The organism is Streptomyces virginiae (assembly GCF_040638905.1).
In the GTDB taxonomy this organism is placed as follows: Bacteria; Actinomycetota; Actinomycetes; order Streptomycetales; family Streptomycetaceae; genus Streptomyces; species Streptomyces virginiae_B.
Genome location: NZ_JBEZYV010000001.1, coordinates 625373 through 650619 on the forward strand (window position 1 = coordinate 625373; position 25247 = coordinate 650619).

Below are 25247 nucleotides of genomic sequence, written 5' to 3' on the forward strand. Positions count from 1 at the left end.
GGTCACAGCGAGCGGAACAGGTCCACGTACCGGGCCAGGACGCCGTCCCAGGCGTACCGCTCGCGCGCGGTGCGCAGCCCCGCCTCTCCCAGCCGGTCCGCCAGCGCACCGTCCTCCAGGAGGCGCCGGCAGGCGCCCGCCAGGGCGCCGGGGTCGCCGGGCGGCACCAGCAGACCTGTCCGCCCGTCCTCGACGACGTACGGGATGCCGCCGACCCGCGAGCCCACCACCGGGGTGCCGCAGGCCATCGCCTCGACGAGCACCATGCCGAACGACTCGGCCTCGGTGACGGAGGGCAGGACCAGCACCGCCGCCTCGCGGACCGCCCGGACGAGGGCGGGCCCGGTGAGTTCGCCGGACGCGGTGACCCGGTCCGCGAGCCCGAGGGACGCGGCCAGGGCGAGCTGGTCCGCGACCGCGTCGCCGCCGCCGACCAGGCGCAGCCGGGCACCGGGTACTTCGGCCAGGGAGCGGACGAGGACATCGACCCCCTTCCACGCCGAGGACCGGTCGATCCGGCCGACGTAGAGGAGCGTCGGCGGGCGGGTGGAGGGCGGCGGGCCCGGCGTGAAACGGCCGGTGTCGACGCCGGGGTTGATCTCCAGGGCTCCGGGCCATCCGGCGGCCAGGGAGACGGGGGACACGGCGACGAGGGCGCGGGCCCGGCCGAACACCCGGGGCAGAACCCGGCGTTCGTAGAGGCCGATGAGGCGGTCCGCGGCGCCGGTGCCGGGGCCACCCTTGAGCATCGAGCCGGCGTGGTAGGTGAGCACGGCCGGCCGGTGGCCCGCCACGGCCACGGCGATGTCGCCGAGTCCCGGTACCGGGGCGTGGACGTGGACCACGTCGGCGCCCGTACGGCGCAGCCAGTACCGCAGCTGAAACGGCCACAGGGGGCTCAGGGGGGTGTTGGAAAGCCGGAACCAGGAGCCGAGTCGGACGACCCGCACGCCGTCCTCCAGGCAGGTACGGGTGCGCAGCCCGGGCCCGCTGGTGAGGACGACGGCGTCGAGGCCGGGCGCTTCGTGCACGGCCCGGGCGACCCGGGCCGCATACTGCTCGACGCCCCCGACGTGCGGCGGGTAAAAGGGGGTGACGACGGCCACCGTGCGGGGGTTCACAGGGCGGCCCGCAGCAGGCCGGGGAAGCCCTCCGCCTCGGCGACGTAGCCGGGCAGGCGGCGCCGCAGCTGCTCGCGGTAGCCGGAGTCGTCCCGGAGCAGCGGTGCGACCAGCGCCCACAGCCGGGGATGGGTGACGTCCTCGATGGCCAGCACGTGGGCGCCGAGGCCGAGGTCGGCCATGATGCCGCGGGTCTTGTGCTCGTACTCGATGGCCACGCACGGCACGCCGCTGGTCAGGGAGAAGATCACCGAATGGAAGCGGGTGCCGATCAGCAGGGCGCACTCGCGGTAGACACCCTTCAGATCGCGGTAGTCCACCCGGTCCTCGATCACCAGGGGCGCCGCAGTGCAGTGGGCGGCGATCCGGCGCTCCACGATGCGGTCGTCGTCGCTCAGGTAATCGGTACTGACCTGCGGGATCAGCACGACACGCGCTCCGGTGGCCTGGACGGCGTCGATCGTCGCGGCCAGGGCCCGTTCGTACGCGTCCTGGGCGGCCGGGGCCAGCCAGCGCCTGGCCGTGACCCCGACCAGACGCTGCTCGGGTGCGATGCCGAGCCGGGTCCGCCAGTCGGAGGACGGCGGCGGGTCGAACGCGAAGCCCGAGTCGACGCCCCGTGTGACGACCGCGTCGGGCAGGCCGCAGCCGCGCAGCTGGGCCACGCTGACGTCCTCGCGGGCCAGGACGAGCGGGGACCGGCCGAGGGCGCGGGCGACCAGGCGCCGCTGGAGGGACGAGGGGAACGGGCCGTAGGACTGCGGGGCGAAGACGACGGGTACGCCGGCACGCTGGGCGAGCAGCACCGGCAACAGGACGAAGAAGACGTTCTGGTGGCCGTCGAGCCCCGGGCGGGCCAGGACGTACCCGCCTCCGGTGGACACCACCAGGTCGGCGCCGGCCAGGGCGTCCGCCTCGCGCCGGGCCTCGGCGGGCAGGACCCTGCGCAGGACACCGGCCGCGGACCGGGGCAGCAGGAGGAGGCCGGCGGAGGCCGCGCCGACGTACACCTTCCGCAGGATCCGGCGGGAACGCGAAGCGGTGCCGTCGGCGACGTGGCGGCGGATCGATCCGAGGTTCGGGGCGTCCTCGAATGCGGGGTGGACGGCGGGGTCCTCCATGCCGGCGACGCGGACGCAGGCGCCGGGGAACGCCTCGCGGACCTGTCGCAGGCAGACGGAGAGCAGCGCGGCGTCGCCCGCGTTCTCCCGGACGTAGGCGTTGATCACCACGATCTTCACGGGCGGTACCTCTCGGCAGGTGGTGCGGCGGACGGCGCGGCGGCGGAGGGCGGATCCGGGGCCGTCTGCCCGGGCAGGCGCACGGCGCGCAGTTGGAGGGTGTCGACGGGGGACCAGCCCGGTCCGGGGTCGAGGTCCGGTTCCGGCCGGCGGGGCGCGGAGGGCCGGCCGCGCAGCAGGGCGACGGTGGCGAACAGTCCGGCTGCCAGGTTGCCGAGGCCCCAGGCGCAGCCGACCCAGACCAGCCCGTGCGGCGCCCACCACGCGGACAGGCCGATGGTGGTGCACGCAAGGACGGCGTTGGCGGTGATGAGCTGCTTCATCCGCTGGGCCAGCTTGAGCCCGAAACACGCCCAGGTGTTGAGGGCGACGGCGAGGGCGGCGACGGCGAGCACCCTGAGCAGCCCGCTCGCGGCCGCGGTGTAGCCGCCGCCGAACACCAGCAGGAGCAGCCCGCTGCCGAGCGCGACGACGGCGACGGCGGGGACCTGCACCGCGGCGATGATCTTCGCGGAGCGGCGCAGGAGCTCGCCGAACCGGGACGGGTCGGAAGAGACCTCGGCGAAGACGGCCTCGCCCACGGCGGTGGAGACGGAGTTCAGGAGGGCGGCGATCTGGAAGGCGACGAAGTAGTAGCCGGCTTCGGCGGCGCCCAGCTTCTGGAGCACGATCAGCGGAGTGACCAGGACGGGCGCCAGGTTGATCAGGCTGGAGATGTAACTGGCGACGGAGAAGCGCAGTTGCTCGCGCAGTCGGGTGCCGCGGGTGCGGAAGTCGAAGCGGAAGCCGAGGCGGCGCCGGAGCAGCAGCAGGGCCGCGGCGCCGGCGACCGCGTAGCCGATGGCCGCCGAGCCGAGGATTCCGGCCGCGCCGAACCCGACCAGGGCGACGGGCGCGGCGAGTTTGGCGAGGCCTTGGAGGATCCCGTCGAGCAGCACGTTGTACTGCGCCATGCGGGCGCTGATGAAGACCGACTTGACCAGGAGGTTCAGCGCGGCACAGGCGCAGGACAGGACGAAGAGGGCGGCGAGGTGCGCGTGGTCGCGGACGAACAGCAGCTTGTGCCCGTACCAGGGCAGCCCCAGCAGATAGATCCCGGCGGCGACGCAGGAGACCAGCAGCACCAGCACGGTGGAATGGGTGATCTGGCCGTTGCGGGCCCTGCCCTCGGCGGGGAAGCGGATCAGGGTGCTGTTGAGGCCGAACATGCTGAGGTAGGAGAGCAACGCGGTCGCGGAGATCAGCGAGGTGGCCAGCCCGACCTGCTCGGGCGGGTAGAAGCGGGCCACGACCACCCAGAAGAGGAAGCTCAGGCCGGCCGTCGTGACGGTGGACGCCAGCAGGAAGAACGAGCTCCGGAACATCTGGTCCGCGGGCCGGGCGTGCTTACCCACGGCCGGCGTCCCCGTAGTGCCCGAGCAGCGCCGTCACGTGCCGGTCCCAGCCGAAGGACGCCTCGGCGAACGCGCGGGCGGCGGCTCCCGTCGCCGCCCGCCCGGCAGGGTCCGCGACCAGGCCGTCGAGCGCGGCGCGCAGCGCGGGGACGGTACGGGGCACGAGCAGGGCGACGCCGCGGTCCAGGCCGTACGGGGCGTATCCGGGGTCGTCGGTCGTGACGACGGGCAGGCCCGAGGCCATGGCCTCCTGGACGGTCAGCGGGAAGCCCTCGGCGGTGGAGGGCAGGGCGAACACGTCGCACGCGCGGTAGGCGTCGGCGAGGTCGTCGGCGGACAGGGAGCCGAGGTGGTGGACGCCGGAGCGTCCGGCGAGGGCCGCGGCGTCCCCGTCACCGGCGAACACGAGGTCGTATGTGGCGTCGCCGGCGTGGGCGTCGAGAAGGAGGTCGTACCCCTTCTTGGGGACGAGCCGGCCCGCGAAGAGCACCAGGGTGCGTCCGGTCGGCAGACCGAGCCGCGCGCGAGCCGCGGCGCGCTCCGCGGGGTCGGCGGGCGGCCGGAACAGGCCGGTGTCCACGCCGTTGGCGAGGTGGTGGCGGGCCTCGGCGCGGGCGCCGAGCTTCCGGACGAACGCGGCGACGTCGGCGTTGACGGTGAGCACCCGGCGGGCGCGGCGGAGCTGGGGCCGGCCCGCAACGGCGTAGACGGCCCGCTGGACGGCGCGTACGAGGGCCGAGGGGTGCGCCACCAGGCCGACGTGCTGGGTCACCACGGTGGGGGTGCGGGTGGCGGCCGCGGCGAGTCCGGCTGCCCAGGAGGAGGCGTAGAGGCAGTCGTGGACGTGGACGACGTCGGCCTGGCGGGCCCAGCGCAGGGCTGCGGGCAGCAGGGCCGGCGAGAACAGCGGGAAGGGGACGCCCGACCGGCGCTCCACCACGTTGGACGCGGCGACGCGTACGACGCGGACGCCGTCCTCGTGGTGGATCCCGGCGTGGTCGCCACTGGTGAGGACGGTGACCTCGGCGCCGTGCCGGGCGAGGTGGAGCGCTTCGTTGCGGACGACGTTCTCGATGCCGCCCAGATGCGGCGGGTAGTAGTGGCTGACGAGCAGGACCCGGGGCCGGCGCCGGACGTGGTTCATCGGTAGACCACCGCCCCTTCGTTGCTGTAGATCAGGTTGCGTGTGGTGTCGAGGAGATCGCGCGGATACCGGTACGTCACGAGGTCGCCCCGGAAGAATATGGTGACCTCGTCCTTGCGGGTCGGCGTGGACCCCAGCAGTACGTAGGACTGCGACCGCAGCAGCGCGGGGTGGACGCTGTCCTGCGTGCGGACGGTGAAGAGGGTCTGGAGACGGCTGAAGGAGTACCGGTCGGTCTGTACAACGAGGTCGTCGCCCGCAGCCCGATGGTTGAGCCACATGGCGGCCCGGCGGTCCTCGGCGTGCGGGTAGTAGATGTCGTAGGCGGGACCGGAATTGCTGAGCGCGAGCTGCGCGGGGTAGCCGCCGAGTGCCTTGGGGACGGCCCCGGTCAGGTCGAGCAGCAGCCCGGCGACGAGGACGCACAGCAAGGGGACGGCGCGGCGGCCGGCCCGGCGCACCGCCCACAGGGCGCCGACGGCGATGAACGGGGCGAAGAACAACAGGCCCTGCTGGAAAGCGCGGAGCACGCTGTAGTCGACCGACAGCTGCGGCACCAGGGTGAACAGGCCCATCATCGCGAGGGCGCCCACGGTCAGGGTGATCTGGTCGCGGACGGGCGTGAACGGGCTGCTGCGGCCACGCAGGGCGATCACGAACCCGACCAGGACCAGGACCTGGAGCAGCAGGGCGGCGGCCTGCCGGAGCACCCCGTTGAGCGCGGGCACGCTCAAGCCGACGGTGTCCAGCGCCCGGCCGACGGGGGTGAGCGGCAGGTTCTCCTTCTCGGCCACGGGCGTGGGGTACTTCGCGAGGGCCTCCAGCGGCAGGTACTTGCCGTCGGCCCGGTCGGCCCGGGTGTGGCCGATGGTGTCCTCGCGGTATTCGGCGAGCCGCTCCTCGGGGGTGGCTCCGGCGCCGCCGAGGAGGCTGTAGCGGGTGTCGGAGGAGCCTTTGCGGGCGTCGCCGGACCCGAACAGGTCGCTCGCGACGACGCGCAACGTGCTTTCGAGCTGGCCACCGGTGTGGGTGAGGGGACCGGCCCATAGCAGGGCGAGAACGGCCGGTACGGCCACGGTCCACCAGGTGAGGAACGTCCGCATCCGGCCTTGGCCGCCGGTGCGTTGCGGGCGGGCACGGCCCGGCCTGGAGGCCGCCCGCCACACCTTGTCCACGGCGAACGCGCTCGCCAGGGTGCCGACGATCACGTAGATCGTCGAGTAGTGGGACAGGACCACTCCGGCGAGCAGCACGGTGAACACCGCGCGCCGCAGGGGCAGCGGGCGCCGGGAATCCGTCAGGACGAGCATCGCGCAGGCCAGGAGCAGGAAGGCGATGGCCTGCCGGCCCAGGAACGGCATGTCGGTGAAGAAGGTCGGGAACGCCATGAAGAACACGGCGGAGAGCAGCGCCACGAGCGGTGGCGCCACATTGCGCACCGCGCGATGGACGAGCACCGGGGTCAGGGCGAAAAGCAGCGGCAGGACGGCCTTGAAGACGTAGATGTCCTCGATGCCCGTGAGTCGGAAGACGCTCACCGGGAGCAGGGTGATGCTCAGGCACGCGTTGTACGGGTCGGTGTAGGCGGAGATGTCCCAGAAACCGCCGCCGAGGGTGAGCCGGAAGTAGAGGTACTCGCGCTGGATGTCGTGCCCGGTGATGTACCAGCCGCGCAGGGAGGTGAGCAGCAGCAGGGTGGCGGAAGCGGCGTAGATACCGGCCTCCAGGACGATCGGGGAGCAGCGTGCGTGGCGAAGGAGCAGCAGAACGATCAGCGCCGTGACGACGACCAGAGCAGCCGTGCTGACGGCGCCGCCCAGGCCGTTGTTGAGCCTGATCGGACCGGCCACGGAGAGCAGCAGCGCGACTCCGGCCGCCCAGGCCACAGGGCGGGCGCCGCTCAGGGGTGCGCCGCGCAGGAGGGGCCGTGGTGACTGGGGGGCGAGGATGCCGAGGACGAGGAGCACCAGGGTCGTCGCCGAGGCCAGCACCAGCCGGGTCAGGGGCCGTTCCGCGCCGAGCAGCGGAAGCACGGTGTTGACGCCCAGCGCCACGAGGATGTCGAGGAGCACGGCGAGGCCGGCCGCCAGCAGGAGGGAGCCGCTGCGGGTGGAGACCACTTTGTCGGTGACGCCGCGCAGCAGCAGGGCAGGCGCGGCGAAGAGCAGCCACAGGCCGACCGGCGCGAGCAGGAGGGCGGGGACGCCGGGCAGCGTCTCGACGGCGCAGGCGGGACCGAGGCTGAGCAGGACGCCGAGCCGTCCGCGCACCCAGGTGGGCGGTTTCATATGCCTGCCTTCCGGTACACGAGCTCCACCTGCCGGGTGACTTCCTCCCAGGTGTGGCGGCGGGCCCGCTCGGCGCTGCGGCCGGCCAGCCGGTCGCGCAGGCCGGGGTCGGACGCGAGGCGGTCCACGGCGGCGGCGAGCGAGGCCGGGTCCGGTGCGGCCAGCAGGCCGACGCCGCGCAGCAGTTCCGCGTTGCCGGGGACATCGGTGGCCAGGACGGGCAGGGAAGCAGCCATGGCTTCCAGCGCGGCGAGGGGCATGCCCTCGCGGTCGGAGGGCAGGACGAAGACGTCGGCGTCCGCGTAGGCGGCGAGGAGGTCCCCGTCGTGCAGGGGCCCGGTGAACTCGACGCGCTCGCCGAGGCCGAGTCCGGCGGCGCGGGCCCGCAGGTCGGCGTCGAGCTCGCCGCCGCCGACGACGCGGAGCCTGAGCGGGGACTGGGCCAGGCTGATCGCGTCGAGCAGGCGCACGATGTTCTTCTGGGCGCTGAGGCGGCCGACGTAGAGCAGCCGCAGGGGCCGGGGGACGGCGGTCGTGGTGGCCGCGCCGACAGGGGCGGTGGCAGGAGCGGGAGCGGGACGGAAGAACTCCGGGCCGACTCCGTTGGGCACCACGTGCACGCGCGCGGGCGGCACCCGGTAGGCCTCCTCGACGAAGCGGGCCTGCTGCTCGGTCAGCACGATGACCGCCGCGGCGGCGCGGGCGACGCGTCCGAAGACGTGCTTCTTGTAGGCGGGCAGGAGTCCGCCGAGGCGCCCGCTGGCGTCCACGTCGAGGTGGAAGTGGAGTACGAACGGCTGTCGGCGCAGCCGGGCGGCGAGTGCCACGGTCTCCGGCAGCAGCGCGTGCGCGCAGTGCGCGTGCAGCACGGCGCCGCGCGGTGCTGCCAGGAGCGAGCCGAGGAGCCCGGGCGCGATCGCGGTGTGGGCGAACTCGGCGGCGCGGTGCCTGCGCACGGTGACGCCGTCCTCCCGGGCCCGCCGCGGTGCGCCGCCGGAACCGAGCGTGGTGGTGACGACGCGGACGTCGTGGCGTTGGGCGAGGCGGCGCGACAGGTGCAGCACGACGCGCTCGAGGCCGCCGAGGTGCGGGGGGTAGTACGGGGTGATCTGGACAACGGTGCGCATCAGAGTTCCGGGGGCCGGCCGAAGCGGAAGTGAAGGGTCTGGGGATGCCCGGTGAGCGAGACCCGGACCAGGGCGACGTCGGTCCCCTTGGCGCGGATCCGCGCCGTGACCGGGACCGCGGCGCCCTGGTGGGGTTCGACGGGGTAGGTCTCGGTCGCCAGCACCTTGCCGTTCGCGGCCTCCACGGTGAGCGTCGCGACCAGCGACCGGGCTCCGGAGCCGTGGTCGTTCACTGCGAAGGGAACGAGGACGCTCGCTCCGTCGAAGCGCGGGTCCTCGGTGAAGTAGAGCTCGATGTAGGCGGCTTGCCGGCGGGTGAACGAGTCCAGCAGGACCGTCCGCACGGGCGGCAGCGACCAGGCGCCCGCGCACAGGACGGCCGCCACCGCGAATACCAGGGCCGCTCGGATCAGACGCTTCCTCATGCGGGGGTGTGCCGCCGTTCGTAGCGCGCGGGGCGCTCCCCGCCGGACCGGCGGAAGCGGTGCTCGAAGAGCTGGCGCAGGTTGGCCATCCCGTCGGGCAGCGCGTTGAGCTTCACCTCGCCCTGGCGGTTGCGGTACTCGATGGGCACTTCGAGGTACCGGTAGCCGGCCTGGGTCGCGGCGTTCTTGATCTCCTGGGAGAAGGCCATGCCGGTCGACGTCACCTCCACGCCGTCCCAGACGTAGCGCCGGAAGACCCACATGCCGGACTGCGAGTCGCGCAGTCCGTTGCGGAACAGGGCCCGGCTCAGGGCGCTCAGCGCGTAGTTGGCGACGGTGTGGGACCGCTTCATCGCCGAGCGGTTCTCGCGGCGGAGCCGGTTGGTCGTCATGAACTCGACGTCCGCCTCGGTCAAGGTGCCCAGCAGCTCGGGCAGCGAGTCGAACGGGTAGGTGCAGTCGGCGTCGCCGGTCGCTATGACGTCGCCCTTCGCCGCGCGGAACCCGGCGTGGTAAGCGTTGCCGTACCCCCGCTCCGGCTGGGAGACGACGGTGGCGCCGAGCGCGGCGGCCACCGCGGCGGTGTCGTCGGTGGAAGCGTTGTCGACGACGATGACCTCGGTCTCCCAGCCCAGAGCGTGGAGCGCGCCCGTGGGCACCGAGTTGACCACGGTGGGCAGGTTGGGCGCTTCGTTGAGCGCGGGAATCACGACGGAAAGCGTATTCAATTCATCCCCCGGTACCGGACCAGAACGGCGGCCGTGCGAGCGCCGCGGCAACTGAGGGCCTTCACATCGTGGAGTCTCGGCCGCACACGTCGAGCCGGGCGGTCTGCTGGGTGCTTCTGCTGCGGACGTCAACCCGGCATCCGGGCCAGCGGTGACCCTATCCGACGCGTGAGACACAGATCCACCAGGGTGACCCACCCGTACTGATCGAATTTCAGCGAATTCGGTCCGAAAGGGGTTAACCGACCAGCCATGAACCGACAGGCTTGATCTCCTTGTCGAGCTTGCCGCCCTTCAGTGCGAGAACCTGATCGGCAGTCAGCGGCTTGTCCCACACCAGCACGTGTCCGATGACGCCGGCCCAGGGCCCGCTCCAGATCCCGTGGTGGCGGGAGCGGCCCAGCTGCAGCGGCCCCTGGCCCGACCAGGCGGCCGCCACCGGGGCACGGCCGGCCTCCTTGCCGTCGACGTACAGCGTCAACGTCTTGCCCTGGGCGTCGTACACCCCGGTCAGCAGGGCCCAGGCGCGGACCGTGTTGAGACCGTCCGAGGTGGCGGCCACGGCGGTGGAGGCCGCACCCTTCTCGTCGGTCTGCATCCGGAACACCCAGGACTTCTTGCCATTGCTGTCCTCGCGGCCCAACTCGAATGAGTACGAGGTGCCGTCGCCCTGGCTGATGGCGAACCGCGAACCGCCGTCGGCCTCGTTGTAGACCCAGGCGGAGACGGTGAAGCTCTTGGACGCGTCGACGACCGGCTCGGCGGCCTGCGCGTACGAGTTGCCGTTGCTGCGCAGGCGCAGCACGTTGCCGTTGTCCACCTTGCCGAGAACCGCGTCGGGGCTGAGCGCGATGTTGACCTGGCCGGAACGGTCGCGCAACAGGTTCGGCTCGCCGGGGACGGTGGGCGCGTTGGTGTCCTGGCCGGGCGCGGCGGTCGCCGACCGCGAGGCGTCGCCGGGGCCCGGGGCCTTCCCCTCCTTGTCGCCCCTGTCCAGTATGAAGAGGCCGGCACCGACGCCGAGGGTGCACGCCGCAACCGTGATCGCGGCCATCCACATCCGCTTGCGCCTGCGCTGCTGCGACTCCGAACGGTCCGCCATCGCCTGCCAGTCGGGCTGAGGCGGAGGCGTGAACCCGGCCAACTGCGGCTCCGGTTGGGGCTGCAGGTGCGGCTGCTGGGTCTGGGGTGCCTGGGGGTGGTGCGGCGCCTCTCCGGCAGTGCCCGGCTGGGACAGTGGCTGCTGGTACGGATTGGGCTGCCAAGCCTGCGGAAAACCGTAACCGCCGGGCGTCCCTTGGGGATAGCCATAGCCCGCCTGCCCCCCGGCGGGGTCCGGCTGGGCTGTGCTCGGGCGATCCGTACCGTCAGTCATGGGACGGATCGTAAAACATGACAGGCGGACCGCCACCAGACGGTACGGCACGAACTCCGACGGGCCGCCTCGGGCGGAGGACCCGGCCGCCGACCGCGTCGCAGGAACGCCGGACACGGTTCCCCGGACGCCCCCGGCGCGGCCTGCACCCGACACCATGACCCCGAAAACGATCAAGGGATCGCTTCAGATTGCTCTGAAGCGATCCCTGATCTGCGACTTCGAAAAGTCGGGACGACAGGATTTGAACCTGCGACCCCTTGACCCCCAGTCAAGTGCGCTACCAAGCTGCGCCACGTCCCGATGTACCTTCGACCTGCGGGTTTCCCCGTGCTCGGCGGCACATGCAGAACATTACCCCACGCCGAGGGGTGTACATGCACGGGTAATCGGCGAGGGGGAGGATGGGGTGGTGAACGCACGGGATCGGGACGTTGAGGGGCGGGCGAGGAACGCCCGGCCGAGGGATGGGCTGGGGCGGCCGCTCGACTACGGCGCGCCCGGAGTGGAGCGGCAGCCCGAGGGGGTCGTGCGCTCGCCCGCGGAGACGGTGCGGGAGGCGCAGCGGCTGCTGGACGCCGGAATGCCGTTCCATGCGCACGAGGTGTTCGAGGACGCGTGGAAGTCGGGGCCGCAGGCCTCGGCCCCCCTGTGGCGGGGGCTCGCGCAGCTCGCGGTCGGGCTGACGCACGCCGCCCGGGGCAATGCCGTGGGCGGGGCGCGGCTGCTGCGGCGCGGGGCCGACGCGATCGAGGGGCTGGCCGGAGCCCCTTACGGGATCGACGTAGCGGGCCTGGTCCGTTGGGCCCGGGAACTGGCGGGCCGGGTGGAGGGGGACGGCCGGGCCGTCGACGCCGCACGGGAGGCCCCGCGCCTGGGCGGCGCCCCGTAGGCCGTCTCTTTCGGATCTTGCCGGGTCCGGCCGACAAGATCCGAAGGAGACGGCCTGGAGGTTCTACGGAAGGGCGGGCTGGAGGAGGTCCCAGCGGTTGCCGTACAGGTCTTCGAAGACGGCTACGGAGCCGTACGGCTCGTGGCGCGGGGTCTCCAGGAAGCGGACGCCCTCCGCGGTCATCCGGGCGTGGTCACGGGCGAAGTCGTCGGTGTACAGGAAGAAGCCGACGCGGCCGCCGGTCTGGTCGCCGACGCGGGAGCGCTGGGCGTCGTCCTTGGCGCGGGCCAGCAGCAGGGCTGATTCGGTGGCGCCGGGCGGGCGGACGACCACCCAGCGGGAGCCGTCCGGGCGGGCCGTGTCCTCGGCCAGGTCGAAGCCGAGGGCCCGCGTGTAGAAGTCGATGGCCTCGTCGTAGTCGTGCACCACGAGGGCGGTCAGGGCGATGTGGGATGGCATGCCCTCATTGTGTGCCGACGAGGACGACCTCCAGGGTGCGGGGGCCGGGTACGCCTTCCACCCGGTCCGGGTGGGCGAGGCAGGAGTTGTCGGCGCCGCACAGCACCCTCGGCTCCGGTGGCGGCCGCGGAGGCGATCTTGTCGGCGCCCATGGCGGCGGAGACGTCCGGGTTCTTGACGGCGAAGGTGCATCCGAATCCGCAGCACTCCTCGGCGCCCGGCAGCTCGACCAGCCGCAGGCCCCTGACGGCGGCGAGCAGCCGCCGGGGCCGGTCCCCCAGTCCCAGGCCGCGCAGGCCGTGGCAGGAGGGGTGATAGGTGACGGTGTGCGGGAAGTACGCGCCCACGTCGGTCACGCCGAGTACGTCGATGAGGAACTCGGTGAGCTCGTACACGCGCGGCGCCAGCGAGCGTGCCGCCTCCGCCAGGTCGGCGCCCCGCCCCTCCCGTTCCGCCTTCCGGCCGATCCGCGGGTAGTGCTCACGGAGCATCGCGGCGCAGGAGCCGGAGGGGGTGACCACGTACTCGTAGCCGGCGAAGGCCGCCGCGGTGCGCCGCAGCAGCGGTTCCGTCTCGTGCCGGTAGCCCGTGTTGTACTGCGGCTGCCCGCAGCAGCTCTGGCCCGCGGGGAAGTCCACGTGGACGCCGAGGCGCTCCAGGAGGCGTACGACGGCGATGCCGGTCCGCGGGTACAGCGCGTCGTTGACGCAGGTGACGAACAGGGCGACACGCATGGTGGGCACAATAGCCGGGTGAAGAAGTTCTCAGTGATCGGCATAGGCGCGGGCGACCCGGACCATCTGACCCTCCAGGCGGCCAGGGCGATCGGCGCGGCGGACGCATTCCTCATTCTGGAGAAGGGCGAGGAGAAGGCGGATCTGACCGGGCTGCGGCGCGCGATGCTCGACGCGCACGCCCGCCCCGGCCACCGGCTCGTGGAGGGCCGCGACCCGGACCGGGACCGGACGCCCGCCGACTACACCCCGACGGTGGACGGCTGGCGCAGCGCGCGGGCCGAGCTCTTCGAGCGGTTCATCGCGGAGGACCTGGCGGACGGCGAGACCGGGGCGTTCCTGGTGTGGGGCGACCCGTCGCTCTACGACTCCACGCTCGCGATCCTCGACGAGGTGGTGGAGCGCGGCCGGGTGGCCTTCGAGCACGAGGTCGTCCCCGGCATCAGCAGCATCTCCGCGCTGCTGGCACGCCACCGGACCAACCTGAACCGGGTCGGGCGGCCGGTCCAGATCACCACCGGGCGCCGGCTGGCCGAGGGGTGGCCGGCCGACGTGGACGACGTGGTGGTGATGCTGGACGCCCGGCACGCCTTCACCGCCCACCTGGACCAGGACCTGTACATCTACTGGGGGGCCTACGTGGGCACCCCGGACGAGATCCTGGTGCAGGGCAGGCTGGCGGAGGTCGCGGGGCGGATCGAGGAGCTCCGGACGGAGGCCCGGGCCCGCAAGGGCTGGATCATGGACACCTACCTGCTCAGGCGCGACTGAGGTACGCCGGGAGGGCGGCGGCGAGGCGTTCGTACTCCTCGGGCCGGTTGTAGATCTGCCCGCAGATCCGGATGCCGCCGCCGCCCGGCCAGGGCCAGATCAGCACCCGGATGCGCTCGCGCGCCGCGATCTCCTCGCGCAGCGCGCGGGCGTCGTCCGGGGTCTCGGCGACGCCGGGCGGCAGGCGCAGGGTGCGCATGGCGAGGCCGGCGGTGTGCGGGAGCTGCGTGAGCCCGGGGATCCGGGCGAGCAGCGCGGCGCCGTGCGCGGCGAGGGCGCTGTTGTGGGCCCGGAGCTTGGCCGCGTCGAGGGTTTCGATGAGGTCGAGTCCCTCGGGGGCGGCGAGCCAGCCGGTGTAGTCGGCGGTGGCGCGGTTCTCGACGGAGCGCGGGAATCCGTGCCCGTCCTCCCAGGAGGGTACGAGCGCCCGAATCCGGTGGCGGTGCTGCGGGGCGACCGCGAGCAGGGCGGTACCGGACGGGGCGTAGCCCCACTTGTGCAGGTTGCCGAACCAGAAGTCGGCGCCGCCGGCGAGCGGGTCGGCGAGCATGCCCGGGGCGTGGGCACCGTCGACGACGGTGGTGACGCCGCGCTCGCGCAGTGCGGCGAGGAGCCGGGGCGAGGCGATGATCCGGGCGGTGGGCGAGCTGACGTGGTCGAGGACGGCGACCCGGGTCCGGGGCGTCAGCGCGGCCAGCACGGCCTCCCGTACGGCGTCCTCGTCGGGCAGGGCCGGGTCCAGGGCGACGGTGGTGACCGGGGCGCGGCGGGCGGCGGCCGCGGTGACGGTGCCGTAGCCGTGGTCGGTGACCAGGATCTCGTCACCGTCGGCGAGCGGGACGGCGTCGAGGGCGAGGTTGGCGCCCTCGGTGGCGTTGGCGATGAAGGCGAGGCCGTCGGGGTCTGTGGCGAGGTGCGCGGCGATCCGGGCGCGGGCCTGTTCGAGGCGGTCCGGTACGGCGATGAAGAACGCGTCGGGATCGGCGTGCACCTCGGCGCGCAGCGCGGCCTGGGCCTCCTGGACGGGCACGGGGACCGCGCCGAAGGAGCCGTGGTTGAGGTGGGCGACGCCCGGGTCCAGGCAGAACAGGGCGGGTCCGCCGGGGAACTCGCCGGGCCCCTCCCCCACCGGTTGCCCCGCGGGCGGCTCGGCGGGGCGGTCTGCGGGGCGTGTCGTCTCGGTCACGGGACCTCCGGGGTGCGGCGCGGCTGTCGCCCGGATCATCCCCCGCCGCCTCCGGCCCTGGGAACACCGCCTCCACGCACCCCGGCCGCAACCGTACGACGCCGCCCCGGGGCTACGGTTCGCGGCCGCTGGTCGCCGCGTAGTACTGCAGGTCCTGGACCTCCACCTTGGGATCCACCCGGTACGGGAGGTCGACCTCCGCCGACGCCTTTCCGTCCCGCGCGACGTGGGCCGAGCTGGTGCCCGCCTTCAGCGGCAGCAGTTTGGAATGGATCCCGGCGGGGGCGTCGTGACTGCCTCGGGCCGTGCCGACCGTCGTGCGCACGACCGCCGGTCCGGTGAGGAAGCTGAGCACCTCCACCGTGTCCCGGGACGGGGCGCTCCCCTTGCGCAGCGACATCACCAGCGACTGGTCGCCGGTCGGGTCGGCGTCCGCGAACTGCGTGCGTGCGCTGAGGTACAGCGTGTCCCGGACGATCTCCGGCCAGCCACCCGTCTTGAACCGGGTCAGGTAGTACGAGGTCAGGTCGAGGTAGGCGTGGCCGTTGTGCAGGGACGGCGCGAACTGGCTGCCCTCGGAGTAGTCGTTCCAGGTGGTGAGCTGGACCCAGTCGGCGTCGTCCTCGATGGCCCGCGTCCATGTGGCGCGCAGGGTGGCGGTGTTGCCGGCCTCGTCGTAGATGCCCTGGTTGGGGCGGGCGTCCTGGACCGAGACGGGCTGCATCCAGATCTTGCCCATGCCGTGGGCCCGTTGGACGTCGCGCGTGGAGCTCTCCTGGCCGACGTAGCTGCGGCTGCCCCATTCGGAGAAGCCGTAGCTGATCGGGGCGAAATCGCCGCCGTGTGCGCCGAAGTCGAGGAAGAGCGGTACGAAGGCGGTGCGGATGCCGTGGTCGGCCTTGAGGACGCGGATGACCTCGGTCCACCAGGCCACGTTCTTCGCCTCCGCCTTGAAGGGGGAGACGACGAGGCGGCCGTCGGGGAGCCGGTGCGCGGCGGAGGCGTCGGCGAGCGTGGCGATCGCCTCGGCGAGGACGCGCGGGTCGTCGGTCTTCAGCGAGGTCATGTCCGGCATCAGCATGATCTTGAAGGCCGGGTCCACCGAACGGGCCGCTGCCATCAGCAGGTTCGAGCGGTCCCAGTTCTTGCCGGAGAGGGAGAGCAGGTCGAGGGTGAAGCCGTCGATGCCGGCGGCCCGGGCGGTGCGCACCTCCTGCTGGAGGTTGGCGTATTCCCAGTCGCCGGTCTTGGGTGCCACGGGCAGCGGGCGGTCGCGCAGCAGGCCGCCGTACCGGCCGTGTTTGCCGCTCTCCCCGTCGGGGTCGAGGTAGTTGCGGGTGTAGTAGTCGTTGTCCGCGCTCGCGTTGTCGAGGGAGAGCGGGTACGGGGTGAAGTAGTGGGCGAACACCAGCTTCTTGCCGGCTTCGCCGGCGCGGAGGGCGGCCGGCGGCGGCATGTCGAAGGGCAGGGCCCCGGCGGGGCGCCCGGCCCCGGAGTCCACCGCGCCCTTGGGATTGCCCTTGCCCGCCGCGCCGTTGGCGGGCGGCGGGCTCTGCTCCGGCTGCGCGGAGGCGGCCGGGCCGGTGTCGCCGGACGCTGAGCCGGGCCCGGCGGCCTGCGGGGCTGCGGGGCCGTGGGCGGTGGCGTTCTGTGCGGGGGTGCCGCCGAGCGGGTCCCAGGCGATGCCGGTGGCAGCGCAGACGCCGACGAGGAGGAAGGCGGACAGCAGCAGGGCCAGCAGCGGCCGGCCGCCGCGCACGGCCGGCCGGCGCCGGTGCGACACGGGTCGCGCCGCCCGCTCGGCTCCGCGCGTTCTTCGTCGTGCTCGCCGGTCCGTGCGCCGGTCCGCTGTCATTCTGGCCCCTCCCGCGAATATGCCCCGGTGGGGCTGGACAGCAGTAGAGCCCATTACCGGCTTCCGGACAACCGTTCCCAGGGGCCGGGGTCGGACGTGCCGTGGCACTCCACCGTGTGCGGGACCGGTGCGCCGCCTCCGGCGCGCCCGGAGGAAGGCGACGGTGGCCTTGCGGTACGCGAGGCGGCTCATCCAGGTGCGCTGCCCGGGGTCGGCGTGGTGCGGGAGGCCGGGCTCCCGTCTGCCGAGGAGCTCGGACTCCCCCCGTGTGTGCGAGGCACCCACGCCCGGGCGCGGTTGCCACTCGAAACGGCTCATCGGGCCGTCGTAGGGGCCGACAGGCCGAGCGGGGGACCGCGGGTACGGTCCCCGTGCGGCCCGGCCCGTACGCGCACACCGTAGTTCGACCGCCGACGGCGGCTCCGGGATGCCGCCGCGTGGGCCTGACCTGGGCGGCGGCGGACCCCCTGATCGGAATGCGACATTCCCCTAGCGATACGGCGCAAGTGGCGCATAATCAGCGTCACACGGCCGAAAGATCCCTGCAGCCACGGCCGCGCTGGGTCACGCATGCGATGGGGGGCATCGTGCCGATGAGGGAATCGGGGTCGACCGGACGGCTCCCGGCCACGTCCGCCGAGATGTCCCGGCTGCTCACCGCCGTCCGGCGGGGGCGGGTGCTGACCGTGGCGGGCGGTTTCCGCGAGCCGCGGAGCCTGCTGGTGCGCGAGATCGCGCGACGGCTCGCGTCCAACTTCTACGACGGGGTGGCGGTCGTCGACCTCGACCCGCTCGAGGGCGGCTACGGAGTCCGCGAACTGACGGCCGAACTGGGCTCCGTGCCCGGCGTGCCCGCACCGCCCTGCGGGACGACGACGTACGCCGCGTCGTGGCTGGCCGAGCGGGACATGCTGCTCGTCCTGGACGGCACCGAGCAGCTCGGCCAGGATGCCGTGGCCTGGCTGCGCAAGCTGCTGGCCGTGGCGCCCGGGCTGCGGATCCTGGCGGCCGGCCGGTCCCCGCTGGCGTTCGACCAGGAACGCATCCACCGTATCTGAGCGCCGCTCAGGACGATGCCGCGCAGGACGATGCCGCTCAGGCCGATGCCGCTCCGACCGGTGTCCGTGACGCCATCCGCTTTCCGCACGTGCGGGCGCGGGGCGGCGGGCCCCAGACGGGTCCGCCCCGGCCGGGCACGGGGCCGGCCGGGGCGGAGCGCGTCAACGGGTGTCAGCCGAGGAGGCCGAGCGCCTCGTTGAGGGTCGCGGACGGGCGCATGATCGCCGCGGCCTTCGTGGCGTCGGGCCGGTAGTACCCGCCGATCTCGGCCGGGGAGCCCTGCACCGCGATGAGCTCGGCGACGATGGCCTGCTCGCGCTCGGCGAGGGTCTTGGCGAGCGGCTCGAAGGCCGCGGCCAGCTTCGGGTCGTCGATCTGCCGGGACAGCTCCTGCGCCCAGTACAGGGCGAGGTAGAAGTGGCTGCCACGGTTGTCGATGCCGCCCAGCTTGCGGCTCGGCGACTTGTCCTCGTTGAGGAAGGTGCCGGTCGCGCGGTCCAGGGTGTCGGCCAGCACCTGGGCGCGGGCGTTGCCGGTGGTGACCGCGAGGTGCTCGAAGCTGGCGGCCAGCGCGAAGAACTCGCCCAGGCTGTCCCAGCGCAGGTAGTTCTCCTTGACCAGCTGCTGGACGTGCTTCGGGGCGGAGCCGCCGGCGCCCGTCTCGAAGAGGCCGCCGCCGTTCATGAGCGGGACGACCGACAGCATCTTGGCGCTGGTGCCCAGCTCCAGGATCGGGAAGAGGTCGGTCAGGTAGTCGCGCAGCACGTTGCCGGTCACCGAGATGGTGTCCTCGCCGCGGCGGATGCGCTCCAGGGAGAAGGCGGTGGCCTCGACCGGGGAGAGGATCTTGATGGTCAGACCCTCGGTGTCGTGGTCGGCCAGGTACGTCTTGACCTTGGCGATCAGCTGCGCGTCGTGCGAGCGGTTCTCGTCCAGCCAGAAGACGGCCGGGGCGCCCGTGGCGCGGGCGCGGGTGACGGCGAGCTTGACCCAGTCCTGGATCGGCAGGTCCTTGGTCTGGCAGGCGCGGAAGATGTCGCCGGCGGCGACCTCCTGCTCCAGGACCGTGTTGCCCTCGGCGTCGACGACGCGGACGGTGCCCGCGGCGGCGATCTCGAAGGTCTTGTCGTGGCTGCCGTACTCCTCGGCCTTCTGGGCCATCAGGCCGACGTTCGGCACCGAGCCCATGGTGGAGGGGTCGAAGGCGCCGTTGGCGCGGCAGTCGTCGACGACGACCTGGTAGACACCGGCGTAGCTGCTGTCCGGGAGGACGGCGAGGGTGTCGGCCTCGTTGCCGTCGGGGCCCCACATGTGGCCCGAGGTGCGGATCATGGCCGGCATGGAGGCGTCGACGATGACGTCGGACGGCACGTGCAGGTTGGTGATGCCCTTGTCGGAGTCGACCATGGCGAGGGCCGGGCCCTCGGCGATCTCGGCGTCGATGGAGGCCTTGATCGCGTCGCCGTCGGGCAGGGCGCCCAGGCCGTTCAGGATGGCGCCGAGGCCGTCGTTGGGCGACAGGCCGGCGGCGGCGAGGGTCTCGCCGTAGCGGGCGAAGGTCTTCGGGAGGAAGGCGCGGACCACGTGACCGAAGATGATCGGGTCGGAGACCTTCATCATCGTGGCCTTGAGGTGCACGGAGAACAGGACGTCCTCGGCCTTGGCACGCTCGATCTGGTCGTTGAGGAAGGTGCGCAGCGCGTCCACGTGCATGACGGACGCGTCGACGACCTCGCCGGCCAGGACCGGTACGGACTCGCGCAGCACGGTGACGGCGCCGTCGGCGGCGACGTGCTCGATGCGCAGGGTGCCGGCCTCGGCCATGACGGCGGACTTCTCGGTGGAGCGGAAGTCGTTCTCGCCCATGGTGGCGACGTTCGTCTTCGACTCGGGGACCCAAGCGCCCATGCGGTGCGGGTGCGTCTTGGCGTAGTTCTTGACCGAGCCGGGGGCGCGGCGGTCGGAGTTGCCCTCGCGCAGGACCGGGTTGACGGCGCTGCCCTTGACCTTGTCGTAGCGGGCGCGGACGTCGCGCTCCTCGTCGGTCTTCGGGTCGTCCGGGTAGTTGGGGAGGGCGTAGCCCTGGCCCTGGAGCTCGGCGATCGCGGCCTTCAGCTGCGGGATCGAAGCCGAGATGTTCGGAAGCTTGATGATGTTGGCTTCCGGGGTCTTCGCCAGCTCGCCGAGCTCGGCGAGGGCGTCGGCGATCCGCTGGCTCTCCTCGAGGTACTCGGGGAACAGGGCGATGATCCGACCGGCCAGGGAGATGTCACGGGTCTCGACATTCACACCGGCCGTCGACGCGTAGGCCTGGATCACAGGCAGGAAGGAATACGTCGCGAGGGCCGGGGCCTCGTCAGTGTGCGTGTAGATGATGGTCGAGTCAGTCACCGGATGCTCCGCTCCACAGTCTGCGTCTCTCGTCTGCAACATTGCTCGACATCAAGATATCTCGTGATCGGGGCGGTCAGCACAGCCCCCGGCCGCCAGTCGGCGAGACGCACGTCACGCGGGCTCCGGCGGCCCCCGGAAACGGCGAGAGCGCCGCCCACGGCTGTTTCCAGCCGGGGCGACGCTCTGGCAGTCAGGCCTTGATTCAGGCCCGCACGCCTGATCAGGCGGCGAGGACCTTCGGGTCCGGGCCGTACTGGTTCGGCTGCTGCTGGCCGGCCGAGGCCAGCAGGACCAGCAGCCAGATGCCGCCGACGATGGGCACGAGGGAGATGAGCAGCCACCAGCCGGACTTGCCCAGGTCGTGCAGGCGACGCACGGCCACGGCCAGGTTCGGGAGGAGGGTGCCGAGCGCGTAGAGCGCGTACAGCCACGGGGCCGTACCGAGGACGGCGTCCAGGATCGAGACGATGATGATCGCGGCGATCTGGAAGAGTACGAACATCCAGTACTCCTGGCGGCGCGCGCGGCCGGAGAAGTCGGCGTACTTCTTCAGAACGTCGAGGTAGTAGTTCACGGGTCCCCCCAGAGGACGGTTGGTTCGGCCCGTCCTGCTGGAGCAAGCCGGGGCAGAACTTATGCCCCCCTTACGTCGGGGTCAAGCCACTTACGGGGAAGCCAAATCGGCCGGACCGCCCGATTTCCGGCACTGGAGTTACGCGTTCGGGACACGACCGCGGCGCCATGTCCCCGGACGTCCGAATCGTCCGCACGAGAGGCCTACTTGACACCCCGGGCACCACCCGGATCGTTATTCACATCGTTACCGCGTCGCGACACCGCCGGCCGCCCGCCGGTCGCCCGCCGGCCTATGCCGTCAGCCGATGTGGAAGGAGTCGCCGTAGACCTTCCAGTCGAGCGGCGTGTCGAGGTTCAGGTTGCCCTTCCTGAGGAAGACCCGCTGCGCGGTGTCGACCCGGCTGGTGTCGCTGTGCGCCTCCTCCTGCTTCATCGCCCAGACCCGGGCGTCGAGGAAGGCGTGCAGCCAGGTGGTCTCGCTGCCGCCCTGGGACGGGGGCTTGGCCTTGGACAGGGCGCGCCCCCGGATGTTGCGGAAGCTGGTGGAGTCGGTGCCGTCGCCGTGCATCACGATGGCGTCGTAATAGATGAACTGGCCCAGGACACCGACCCCGTCCGACTTGCCCTGCTTGACGGAGGGGTTGAAGTAGACCCGGTCGCGCTCGCGATCCTGGGCCTTCTTGAACTCGGCGTCCTGGGCGGCCTTCACCCAGTCCCTGGTGAAGTTCGGGTCGAGTCCGGCGTGCGAGTCGCTGCCGTCGACCTCGCGCAGGGCCGGCAGGTACTTGGCGAGGACGTTGCCCGGCTTGACCTTCGTGTAGTACTCGACGAGGTCGAGCATGTCACCGGTGCCGGAGCAGAAGCCGATGATGCCGGCGGTGTAGCCGCGGCCGTCACCTATGTCCTCGATGTACTTGTACTGCGCCTTCCAGTCCAGCGAGGAGTTCTCCGCACTGGAGACGATCTTCATGGCGATCTCCTTCTTCGCCGGATCGTCGAGCCCCGCGGCAGCCGCCGTGTGGGCGGGGGCGGGCGGTGCGGCGGTGGCATGGGCGGCGACGGGTACGGCGAGGAGCGCACTGCCGAGCAGGGCTCCGACCGCCAGCATTTTGCGGTGGGGGGTGAACACAAGGCCTCCATGTGGGGGGAGTTGAGGCGTCCCGGCTTCGTTAGGAAACTTTACTACCAGAGCTGACGGTGACTCAAGACCCGTGCCGCTCCCGGAAACCGCCCCTCCCGCTCAGCCCCGCCACAGCAGACGGTTCGTCAACTTACGTTTGGCAGACGGCCATTCGGGCCGCGTGATGCTGTAGACGGCGGTGTCCCTGATGTGGCCGTCGCGCATCACCATGTGATGGCGCAGTACTCCCTCCTGGGTGGCGCCGAGTCCGGCGATCGCCGCCCGCGACCTGGCGTTGCGCACATCGGTGAGGAGCTCGACCCGGTTCATGCCCATTTCCTCGAACGCGTGGGTGAGCATGAGGAGTTTGGCCTCGGTGTTCAGCCCGGTCCCCTGCCGGGACGCCCCGAGGAAGGTGAAGCCGATCTCCAGCCGCCGGAACGGGGTGCTGATCGCCATCAGCCGCGTGGAGCCGACTATCGCGCCGGTCGCGAGGTCCACGGTCGCGTACGGGATCTGGGTGCCGGCCTCGCGCGCCGCCAGCGCGTCCTCGATGAAGGCCCGTATGCCGTCCGGGTGCGGGACGATCGTCACCGGGAGCTCCCACAGGTTCCCGTCCCGCACCGCATCGCACAGTCCGTCGTGGTGCCGGTGCGCCAGCGGCTCCAGCCGTACCTTCTCACCGAGCAGTTCGCGTTCCATGGGCGTGTGCCGTCCGCTCTGTCGATCTCCGAATGACAGGCGGACCCTACTCGGGGGGTGCTCCCCTCCTCGCCGGGTTTTCCGGGATCAGAGCCAGCCGTTACGGCGGAAGCCCCGGTGGATGACGAAACAGGCGAGCGTCATGACGCCGAGGACGAGCGGGTAGCCGTAGGTCCAGTGCAGTTCCGGCATGTGGTCGAAGTTCATGCCGTAGACCCCGCAGACCATGGTGGGGACGGCCACGATCGCCGCCCACGCCGTGATCTTGCGCATGTCCTCGTTCTGGGCGACCGTCACCTGCGCGAGGTGGGCCTGGAGGATGGAGTCCAGGAGGTTGTCGTAGGCGCCGATCTGCTCGGTGGCCCTGGTCACGTGGTCCGCCACGTCCCTGAAGTACGCGCGGATCTCCGGCGGGATGACCGGTATCGGCTGCGTGGCCAGCTGTTGGAGCGGGCGGCTCAGCGGGGCCACCGCCCGCCGCAGCTCCAGGAGTTCGCGCTTGAGCTGGTAGATCCGGCCGGCGTCGCCGCGGCCGCCGTTTTCGCTGAACACCGCGGTCTCGACGGCGTCTATGTCGTTCTGCACGGCGTCCGTGACGGCCACGTAGTCGTCGACCACGTGGTCGGCGATCGCGTGCAGGACCGCCGCGGGCCCCCTGAGCAACTGGTCGGGGGCGGCCTCCAGCTCCTCGCGCACCGGCCCGAGGGTGCCTCGGCCGCCGTGCCGGATGGTGATGACGAAGTCATGGCCGGTGAAGGCCATCAGCTCGCCGGTCTCCACGACCTCACTGGTCGCGGTCAGTTCCTCGTGCTCGACGTAGCGCACGGTCTTGAAGACGGAGAAGAGGGTGTCGCCGTAGCGCTCCACCTTGGGGCGCTGGTGCGCGTTCACGGCGTCCTCGACGGCGAGGGGGTGCAGGCCGAACAGCTCCGCGAGCCCGGCGAGCTCGGACTGCGCCGGCTCGTGCAGGCCGATCCAGACGAAGCCGTCGCCCGTCTTGCGGACCCGGCGCAGCGCCTCCTCGGCCTCGGCGCAGTCCTCCTGCCGTACGCCGTCGCGGTAGACCAGGCAGTTGACCACCGCGCTGCCGAGCGGGGAGCGGGCGGGGTGGCTGAGGTCGACGGCCCGCCGGTAGCCGCGGCGCACGGCCCGGCGCAGGTTGCTGAACATGGACAACGCGTACTCCCCTTCGGCGGATCAGCGGCCAGTCTGCCATCGCCGGCCGGACCGCCCGTGCCCGGGCTCACGGCCCGGCCCCCGGCGCACCGCCCGGCAGCTCCGGGGCGGGGCCTCAGACGCGGTCGATGAACACGCTGGTCGACTTCACCCGCGCCGTGGCCCGCGCGCCCACCTCCAGGCCGAGCTCCTCCACCGCCTCCCGGGTCAGCAGCGACACGATGCGGTGCGGGCCGGCCTGGATCTCCACCTGCGCGTCGACGGTGCCCAGCTTCACACCGGTGACGATCCCCGGGAAGGCGTTGCGCGCCGAGGTGTGGGCGGCCTCCTCGCCTTCGGCACCCTCCTGCGCGGCCTCGACGCAGAACGCGGCCAGGTCCGGCCCGTCCACCATCCTGCGGGTGCCCTCGCGGCGGGTGGGGAAGCGTTCGGCGTCCGCCCAGCGCCGGGCGGTGTCGATGCTGACGCCGAGCAGCCGGGCGGCCTGGCCGATCGTGTAGGACTCCATGGTCGGCAAGCCTATGCGCCGGTCCGGGCGATCACGTCGAAGGGCTGCGCAGTGCCTCCGCGGCCGCCTGCGCAACCGTCTCGGCCACCAGCGACAGGGCCGGTGAGTCCAGCTTCCACTGCTGCCAGTACAGCGGTACGTCCAGCGGCCGCCGGGGCACCACCAGCACCAGTTCCCCCGCCCGCACCAGCGGGCCGGCCTGCTGCTCGGGCACCAGCCCCCACCCGAGCCCGGCGACGACCGCGTCGCGGAAGCCCTCCGACGTCGGCACGTGGTGCCGCACCCGCCCCGCCCCGGCCGCCCCGTCGCCGGTCAGCGAGCGGACGAAGGCGTCCTGGAGGTCGTCCTTGCGGTCGAAGACGATCGTCGGCGCCTCCCGCAGGTCCCGCTCCGGCGCTCCCGTCAGGTACCGGGCGGCGAAGGCGGGGCTGGCCGTCGGCAGATACCGGGCCAGTCCCAGCATCCGTACGCTGCACCCGGCCACGGGGTCCGGGGAGGAGGTCACCGCGGCCATCGCCTGCCCCTCGCGCAGCAGCGTGGTCGTGTGCGACTCGTCCTCGCGGTGCAGCTCGATGCAGATCGGCGGGTCCTGGGGGACCCTCGTCAGCGCCGGCAGGAACCACGTCGCGAGGGAGTCGGCGTTCACCGCGATCGGCAGCCGCACGGGGCCCCGCTCGTCGGCCATGCCCAGCTCGGCGCGCGCGTCCCGCTCCAGCCTGGCCAGCTGCCGGGCGAAGCGGACCACCACCTCGCCGGATTCCGTCGCCCGCACCGGCTTCGTCCGCATCAGGAGCACCCGGCCGGTGCGCTGTTCGAGGGCCTTGACGCGCTGGCTGACCGCCGACGGCGTCACGTGCAGGGCGGCCGCCGCCGCGTCGAACGTGCCCTCGTCGACCACGGCGAGGAGGGTGCGTACCTGGTCCAGGGGGAGCTCGTCCATCACAAGCGCTAATGGTACGTAAAAATCTTTAG

22 protein-coding genes, 1 tRNA gene and 1 pseudogene are annotated in these 25247 nt (G+C 72.3%); 3 read left to right on the forward strand and 21 right to left on the reverse strand.

The window, feature by feature from the left end; all coding sequences use genetic code 11:
* Window positions 1-2: 2 nt before the first annotated feature.
* The 10 genes from AB0F82_RS02860 to AB0F82_RS02905 all read right to left on the reverse strand — a co-directional run bounded on the left by AB0F82_RS02860 (window position 3) and on the right by AB0F82_RS02905 (window position 11146).
* Window positions 3-1121, reverse strand: a complete 1119-nt coding sequence (locus AB0F82_RS02860; protein ID WP_362623124.1) for a glycosyltransferase family 4 protein — start codon at window positions 1119-1121, stop codon at window positions 3-5.
* On the reverse strand, window positions 1118-2362 hold the full coding sequence (locus tag AB0F82_RS02865) for a polysaccharide pyruvyl transferase family protein (protein ID WP_362623127.1): 1245 nt from the start codon (window positions 2360-2362) through the stop codon (window positions 1118-1120). Before AB0F82_RS02865 ends, AB0F82_RS02860 begins: the two co-directional genes overlap by 4 nt.
* Window positions 2359-3756, reverse strand: coding sequence for a lipopolysaccharide biosynthesis protein (locus tag AB0F82_RS02870; protein ID WP_362623130.1), 1398 nt, complete (start codon window positions 3754-3756; stop codon window positions 2359-2361). Before AB0F82_RS02870 ends, AB0F82_RS02865 begins: the two co-directional genes overlap by 4 nt.
* On the reverse strand, window positions 3749-4900 hold the full coding sequence (locus tag AB0F82_RS02875; protein WP_362623132.1) for a glycosyltransferase family 4 protein: 1152 nt from the start codon (window positions 4898-4900) through the stop codon (window positions 3749-3751). The genes AB0F82_RS02870 and AB0F82_RS02875 overlap by 8 nt, the downstream gene beginning before the upstream one ends.
* The gene (locus tag AB0F82_RS02880; RefSeq protein WP_362623135.1) at window positions 4897-7188 is read right to left on the reverse strand and encodes a DUF2206 domain-containing protein; all 2292 of its coding nucleotides are present in this window, start codon (window positions 7186-7188) and stop codon (window positions 4897-4899) included. The genes AB0F82_RS02875 and AB0F82_RS02880 overlap by 4 nt, the downstream gene beginning before the upstream one ends.
* Window positions 7185-8315 carry a glycosyltransferase family 4 protein gene (locus AB0F82_RS02885; protein WP_362623138.1) on the reverse strand — a complete coding sequence of 377 codons (1131 nt, stop codon included), beginning with the start codon at window positions 8313-8315 and terminating at the stop codon, window positions 7185-7187. The genes AB0F82_RS02880 and AB0F82_RS02885 overlap by 4 nt, the downstream gene beginning before the upstream one ends.
* Entirely contained in the window at window positions 8315-8740 is a 426-nt protein-coding gene (locus tag AB0F82_RS02890) for a hypothetical protein (protein WP_362623140.1), read from the reverse strand. The genes AB0F82_RS02885 and AB0F82_RS02890 overlap by 1 nt, the downstream gene beginning before the upstream one ends.
* Window positions 8737-9450 (reverse strand): glycosyltransferase family 2 protein, encoded by a 714-nt coding sequence (locus tag AB0F82_RS02895; protein WP_362623143.1) that lies wholly within the window; start codon window positions 9448-9450, stop codon window positions 8737-8739. The genes AB0F82_RS02890 and AB0F82_RS02895 overlap by 4 nt, the downstream gene beginning before the upstream one ends.
* Window positions 9451-9706: 256 nt before the next feature.
* On the reverse strand, window positions 9707-10570 hold the full coding sequence (locus AB0F82_RS02900; protein WP_356809888.1) for a LamG domain-containing protein: 864 nt from the start codon (window positions 10568-10570) through the stop codon (window positions 9707-9709).
* A gap of 502 nt (window positions 10571-11072) precedes the next feature.
* A tRNA-Pro gene (locus AB0F82_RS02905) sits at window positions 11073-11146 on the reverse strand.
* Between the two features lie 109 nt (window positions 11147-11255).
* Between AB0F82_RS02905 and AB0F82_RS02910 the strand changes: the two genes are divergently transcribed.
* Window positions 11256-11735: a DUF309 domain-containing protein gene (locus AB0F82_RS02910; protein ID WP_362623145.1), complete on the forward strand. Its 480-nt coding sequence runs from the start codon at window positions 11256-11258 to the stop codon at window positions 11733-11735.
* Between the two features lie 63 nt (window positions 11736-11798).
* Here AB0F82_RS02910 and AB0F82_RS02915 read toward each other — a convergent pair whose 3' ends face one another.
* Both AB0F82_RS02915 and AB0F82_RS02920 read right to left on the reverse strand, forming a co-directional pair.
* Entirely contained in the window at window positions 11799-12194 is a 396-nt protein-coding gene (locus tag AB0F82_RS02915) for a VOC family protein (protein ID WP_362623148.1), read from the reverse strand.
* A 4-nt stretch (window positions 12195-12198) separates the two neighbouring features.
* Window positions 12199-12928: pseudogene (locus tag AB0F82_RS02920) on the reverse strand ((Fe-S)-binding protein).
* 18 nt (window positions 12929-12946) lie between these two features.
* On the opposite strand from AB0F82_RS02920, the gene cobF reads away from it, so the two are divergent.
* Entirely contained in the window at window positions 12947-13699 is a 753-nt protein-coding gene (cobF, locus tag AB0F82_RS02925; protein ID WP_362623150.1) for a precorrin-6A synthase (deacetylating), read from the forward strand.
* On the opposite strand, the gene AB0F82_RS02930 is transcribed toward cobF, so the two are convergent.
* Window positions 13686-14885: an aminotransferase class V-fold PLP-dependent enzyme gene (locus AB0F82_RS02930; protein WP_362623153.1), complete on the reverse strand. Its 1200-nt coding sequence runs from the start codon at window positions 14883-14885 to the stop codon at window positions 13686-13688. The two genes, cobF and AB0F82_RS02930, sit on opposite strands and share 14 nt — an antisense overlap.
* A gap of 112 nt (window positions 14886-14997) precedes the next feature.
* Window positions 14998-16668, reverse strand: coding sequence for a glycoside hydrolase family 71 protein (locus AB0F82_RS02935; RefSeq protein WP_362623155.1), 1671 nt, complete (start codon window positions 16666-16668; stop codon window positions 14998-15000).
* A gap of 665 nt (window positions 16669-17333) precedes the next feature.
* Here AB0F82_RS02935 and AB0F82_RS02940 point away from each other — a divergent pair.
* Window positions 17334-17798, forward strand: coding sequence for a hypothetical protein (locus AB0F82_RS02940; protein WP_362623158.1), 465 nt, complete (start codon window positions 17334-17336; stop codon window positions 17796-17798).
* 172 nt (window positions 17799-17970) lie between these two features.
* Here AB0F82_RS02940 and AB0F82_RS02945 read toward each other — a convergent pair whose 3' ends face one another.
* The 7 genes from AB0F82_RS02945 to AB0F82_RS02975 all read right to left on the reverse strand — a co-directional run bounded on the left by AB0F82_RS02945 (window position 17971) and on the right by AB0F82_RS02975 (window position 25215).
* Window positions 17971-20190, reverse strand: coding sequence for an NADP-dependent isocitrate dehydrogenase (locus AB0F82_RS02945; RefSeq protein WP_356809904.1), 2220 nt, complete (start codon window positions 20188-20190; stop codon window positions 17971-17973).
* A 223-nt stretch (window positions 20191-20413) separates the two neighbouring features.
* Window positions 20414-20767, reverse strand: coding sequence for a DUF805 domain-containing protein (locus AB0F82_RS02950; protein ID WP_362623161.1), 354 nt, complete (start codon window positions 20765-20767; stop codon window positions 20414-20416).
* Between the two features lie 300 nt (window positions 20768-21067).
* Entirely contained in the window at window positions 21068-21877 is an 810-nt protein-coding gene (locus AB0F82_RS02955; protein WP_362623437.1) for a chitosanase, read from the reverse strand.
* 132 nt (window positions 21878-22009) lie between these two features.
* Entirely contained in the window at window positions 22010-22591 is a 582-nt protein-coding gene (locus AB0F82_RS02960) for a GNAT family N-acetyltransferase (protein WP_362623163.1), read from the reverse strand.
* A gap of 87 nt (window positions 22592-22678) precedes the next feature.
* Window positions 22679-23761, reverse strand: a complete 1083-nt coding sequence (gene corA / locus AB0F82_RS02965; RefSeq protein WP_362623166.1) for a magnesium/cobalt transporter CorA — start codon at window positions 23759-23761, stop codon at window positions 22679-22681.
* A 121-nt stretch (window positions 23762-23882) separates the two neighbouring features.
* Entirely contained in the window at window positions 23883-24275 is a 393-nt protein-coding gene (locus AB0F82_RS02970; protein ID WP_030652486.1) for a TOBE domain-containing protein, read from the reverse strand.
* 31 nt (window positions 24276-24306) lie between these two features.
* Window positions 24307-25215: a LysR family transcriptional regulator ArgP gene (locus AB0F82_RS02975; protein ID WP_362623170.1), complete on the reverse strand. Its 909-nt coding sequence runs from the start codon at window positions 25213-25215 to the stop codon at window positions 24307-24309.
* Window positions 25216-25247: the final 32 nt, after the last annotated feature.

Coding starts and splice junctions, on each gene's coding strand:
- AB0F82_RS02875 (WP_362623132.1), bottom strand. CDS start 4,900: ATGAACCACGTCCGGCGCCGGCCCCGGGTCCTGCTCGTCAGCCACTAC.
- AB0F82_RS02880 (WP_362623135.1), bottom strand. CDS start 7,188: ATGAAACCGCCCACCTGGGTGCGCGGACGGCTCGGCGTCCTGCTCAGC.
- AB0F82_RS02885 (WP_362623138.1), bottom strand. CDS start 8,315: ATGCGCACCGTTGTCCAGATCACCCCGTACTACCCCCCGCACCTCGGC.
- AB0F82_RS02890 (WP_362623140.1), bottom strand. CDS start 8,740: ATGAGGAAGCGTCTGATCCGAGCGGCCCTGGTATTCGCGGTGGCGGCC.
- AB0F82_RS02900 (WP_356809888.1), bottom strand. CDS start 10,570: ATGGCGGACCGTTCGGAGTCGCAGCAGCGCAGGCGCAAGCGGATGTGG.
- AB0F82_RS02915 (WP_362623148.1), bottom strand. CDS start 12,194: ATGCCATCCCACATCGCCCTGACCGCCCTCGTGGTGCACGACTACGAC.
- AB0F82_RS02940 (WP_362623158.1), top strand. CDS start 17,334: ATGAGGGAATCGGGGTCGACCGGACGGCTCCCGGCCACGTCCGCCGAG.
- AB0F82_RS02955 (WP_362623437.1), bottom strand. CDS start 21,877: ATGCTGGCGGTCGGAGCCCTGCTCGGCAGTGCGCTCCTCGCCGTACCC.
- AB0F82_RS02960 (WP_362623163.1), bottom strand. CDS start 22,591: ATGGAACGCGAACTGCTCGGTGAGAAGGTACGGCTGGAGCCGCTGGCG.
- corA (WP_362623166.1), bottom strand. CDS start 23,761: ATGTTCAGCAACCTGCGCCGGGCCGTGCGCCGCGGCTACCGGCGGGCC.
- AB0F82_RS02970 (WP_030652486.1), bottom strand. CDS start 24,275: ATGGAGTCCTACACGATCGGCCAGGCCGCCCGGCTGCTCGGCGTCAGC.
- AB0F82_RS02975 (WP_362623170.1), bottom strand. CDS start 25,215: ATGGACGAGCTCCCCCTGGACCAGGTACGCACCCTCCTCGCCGTGGTC.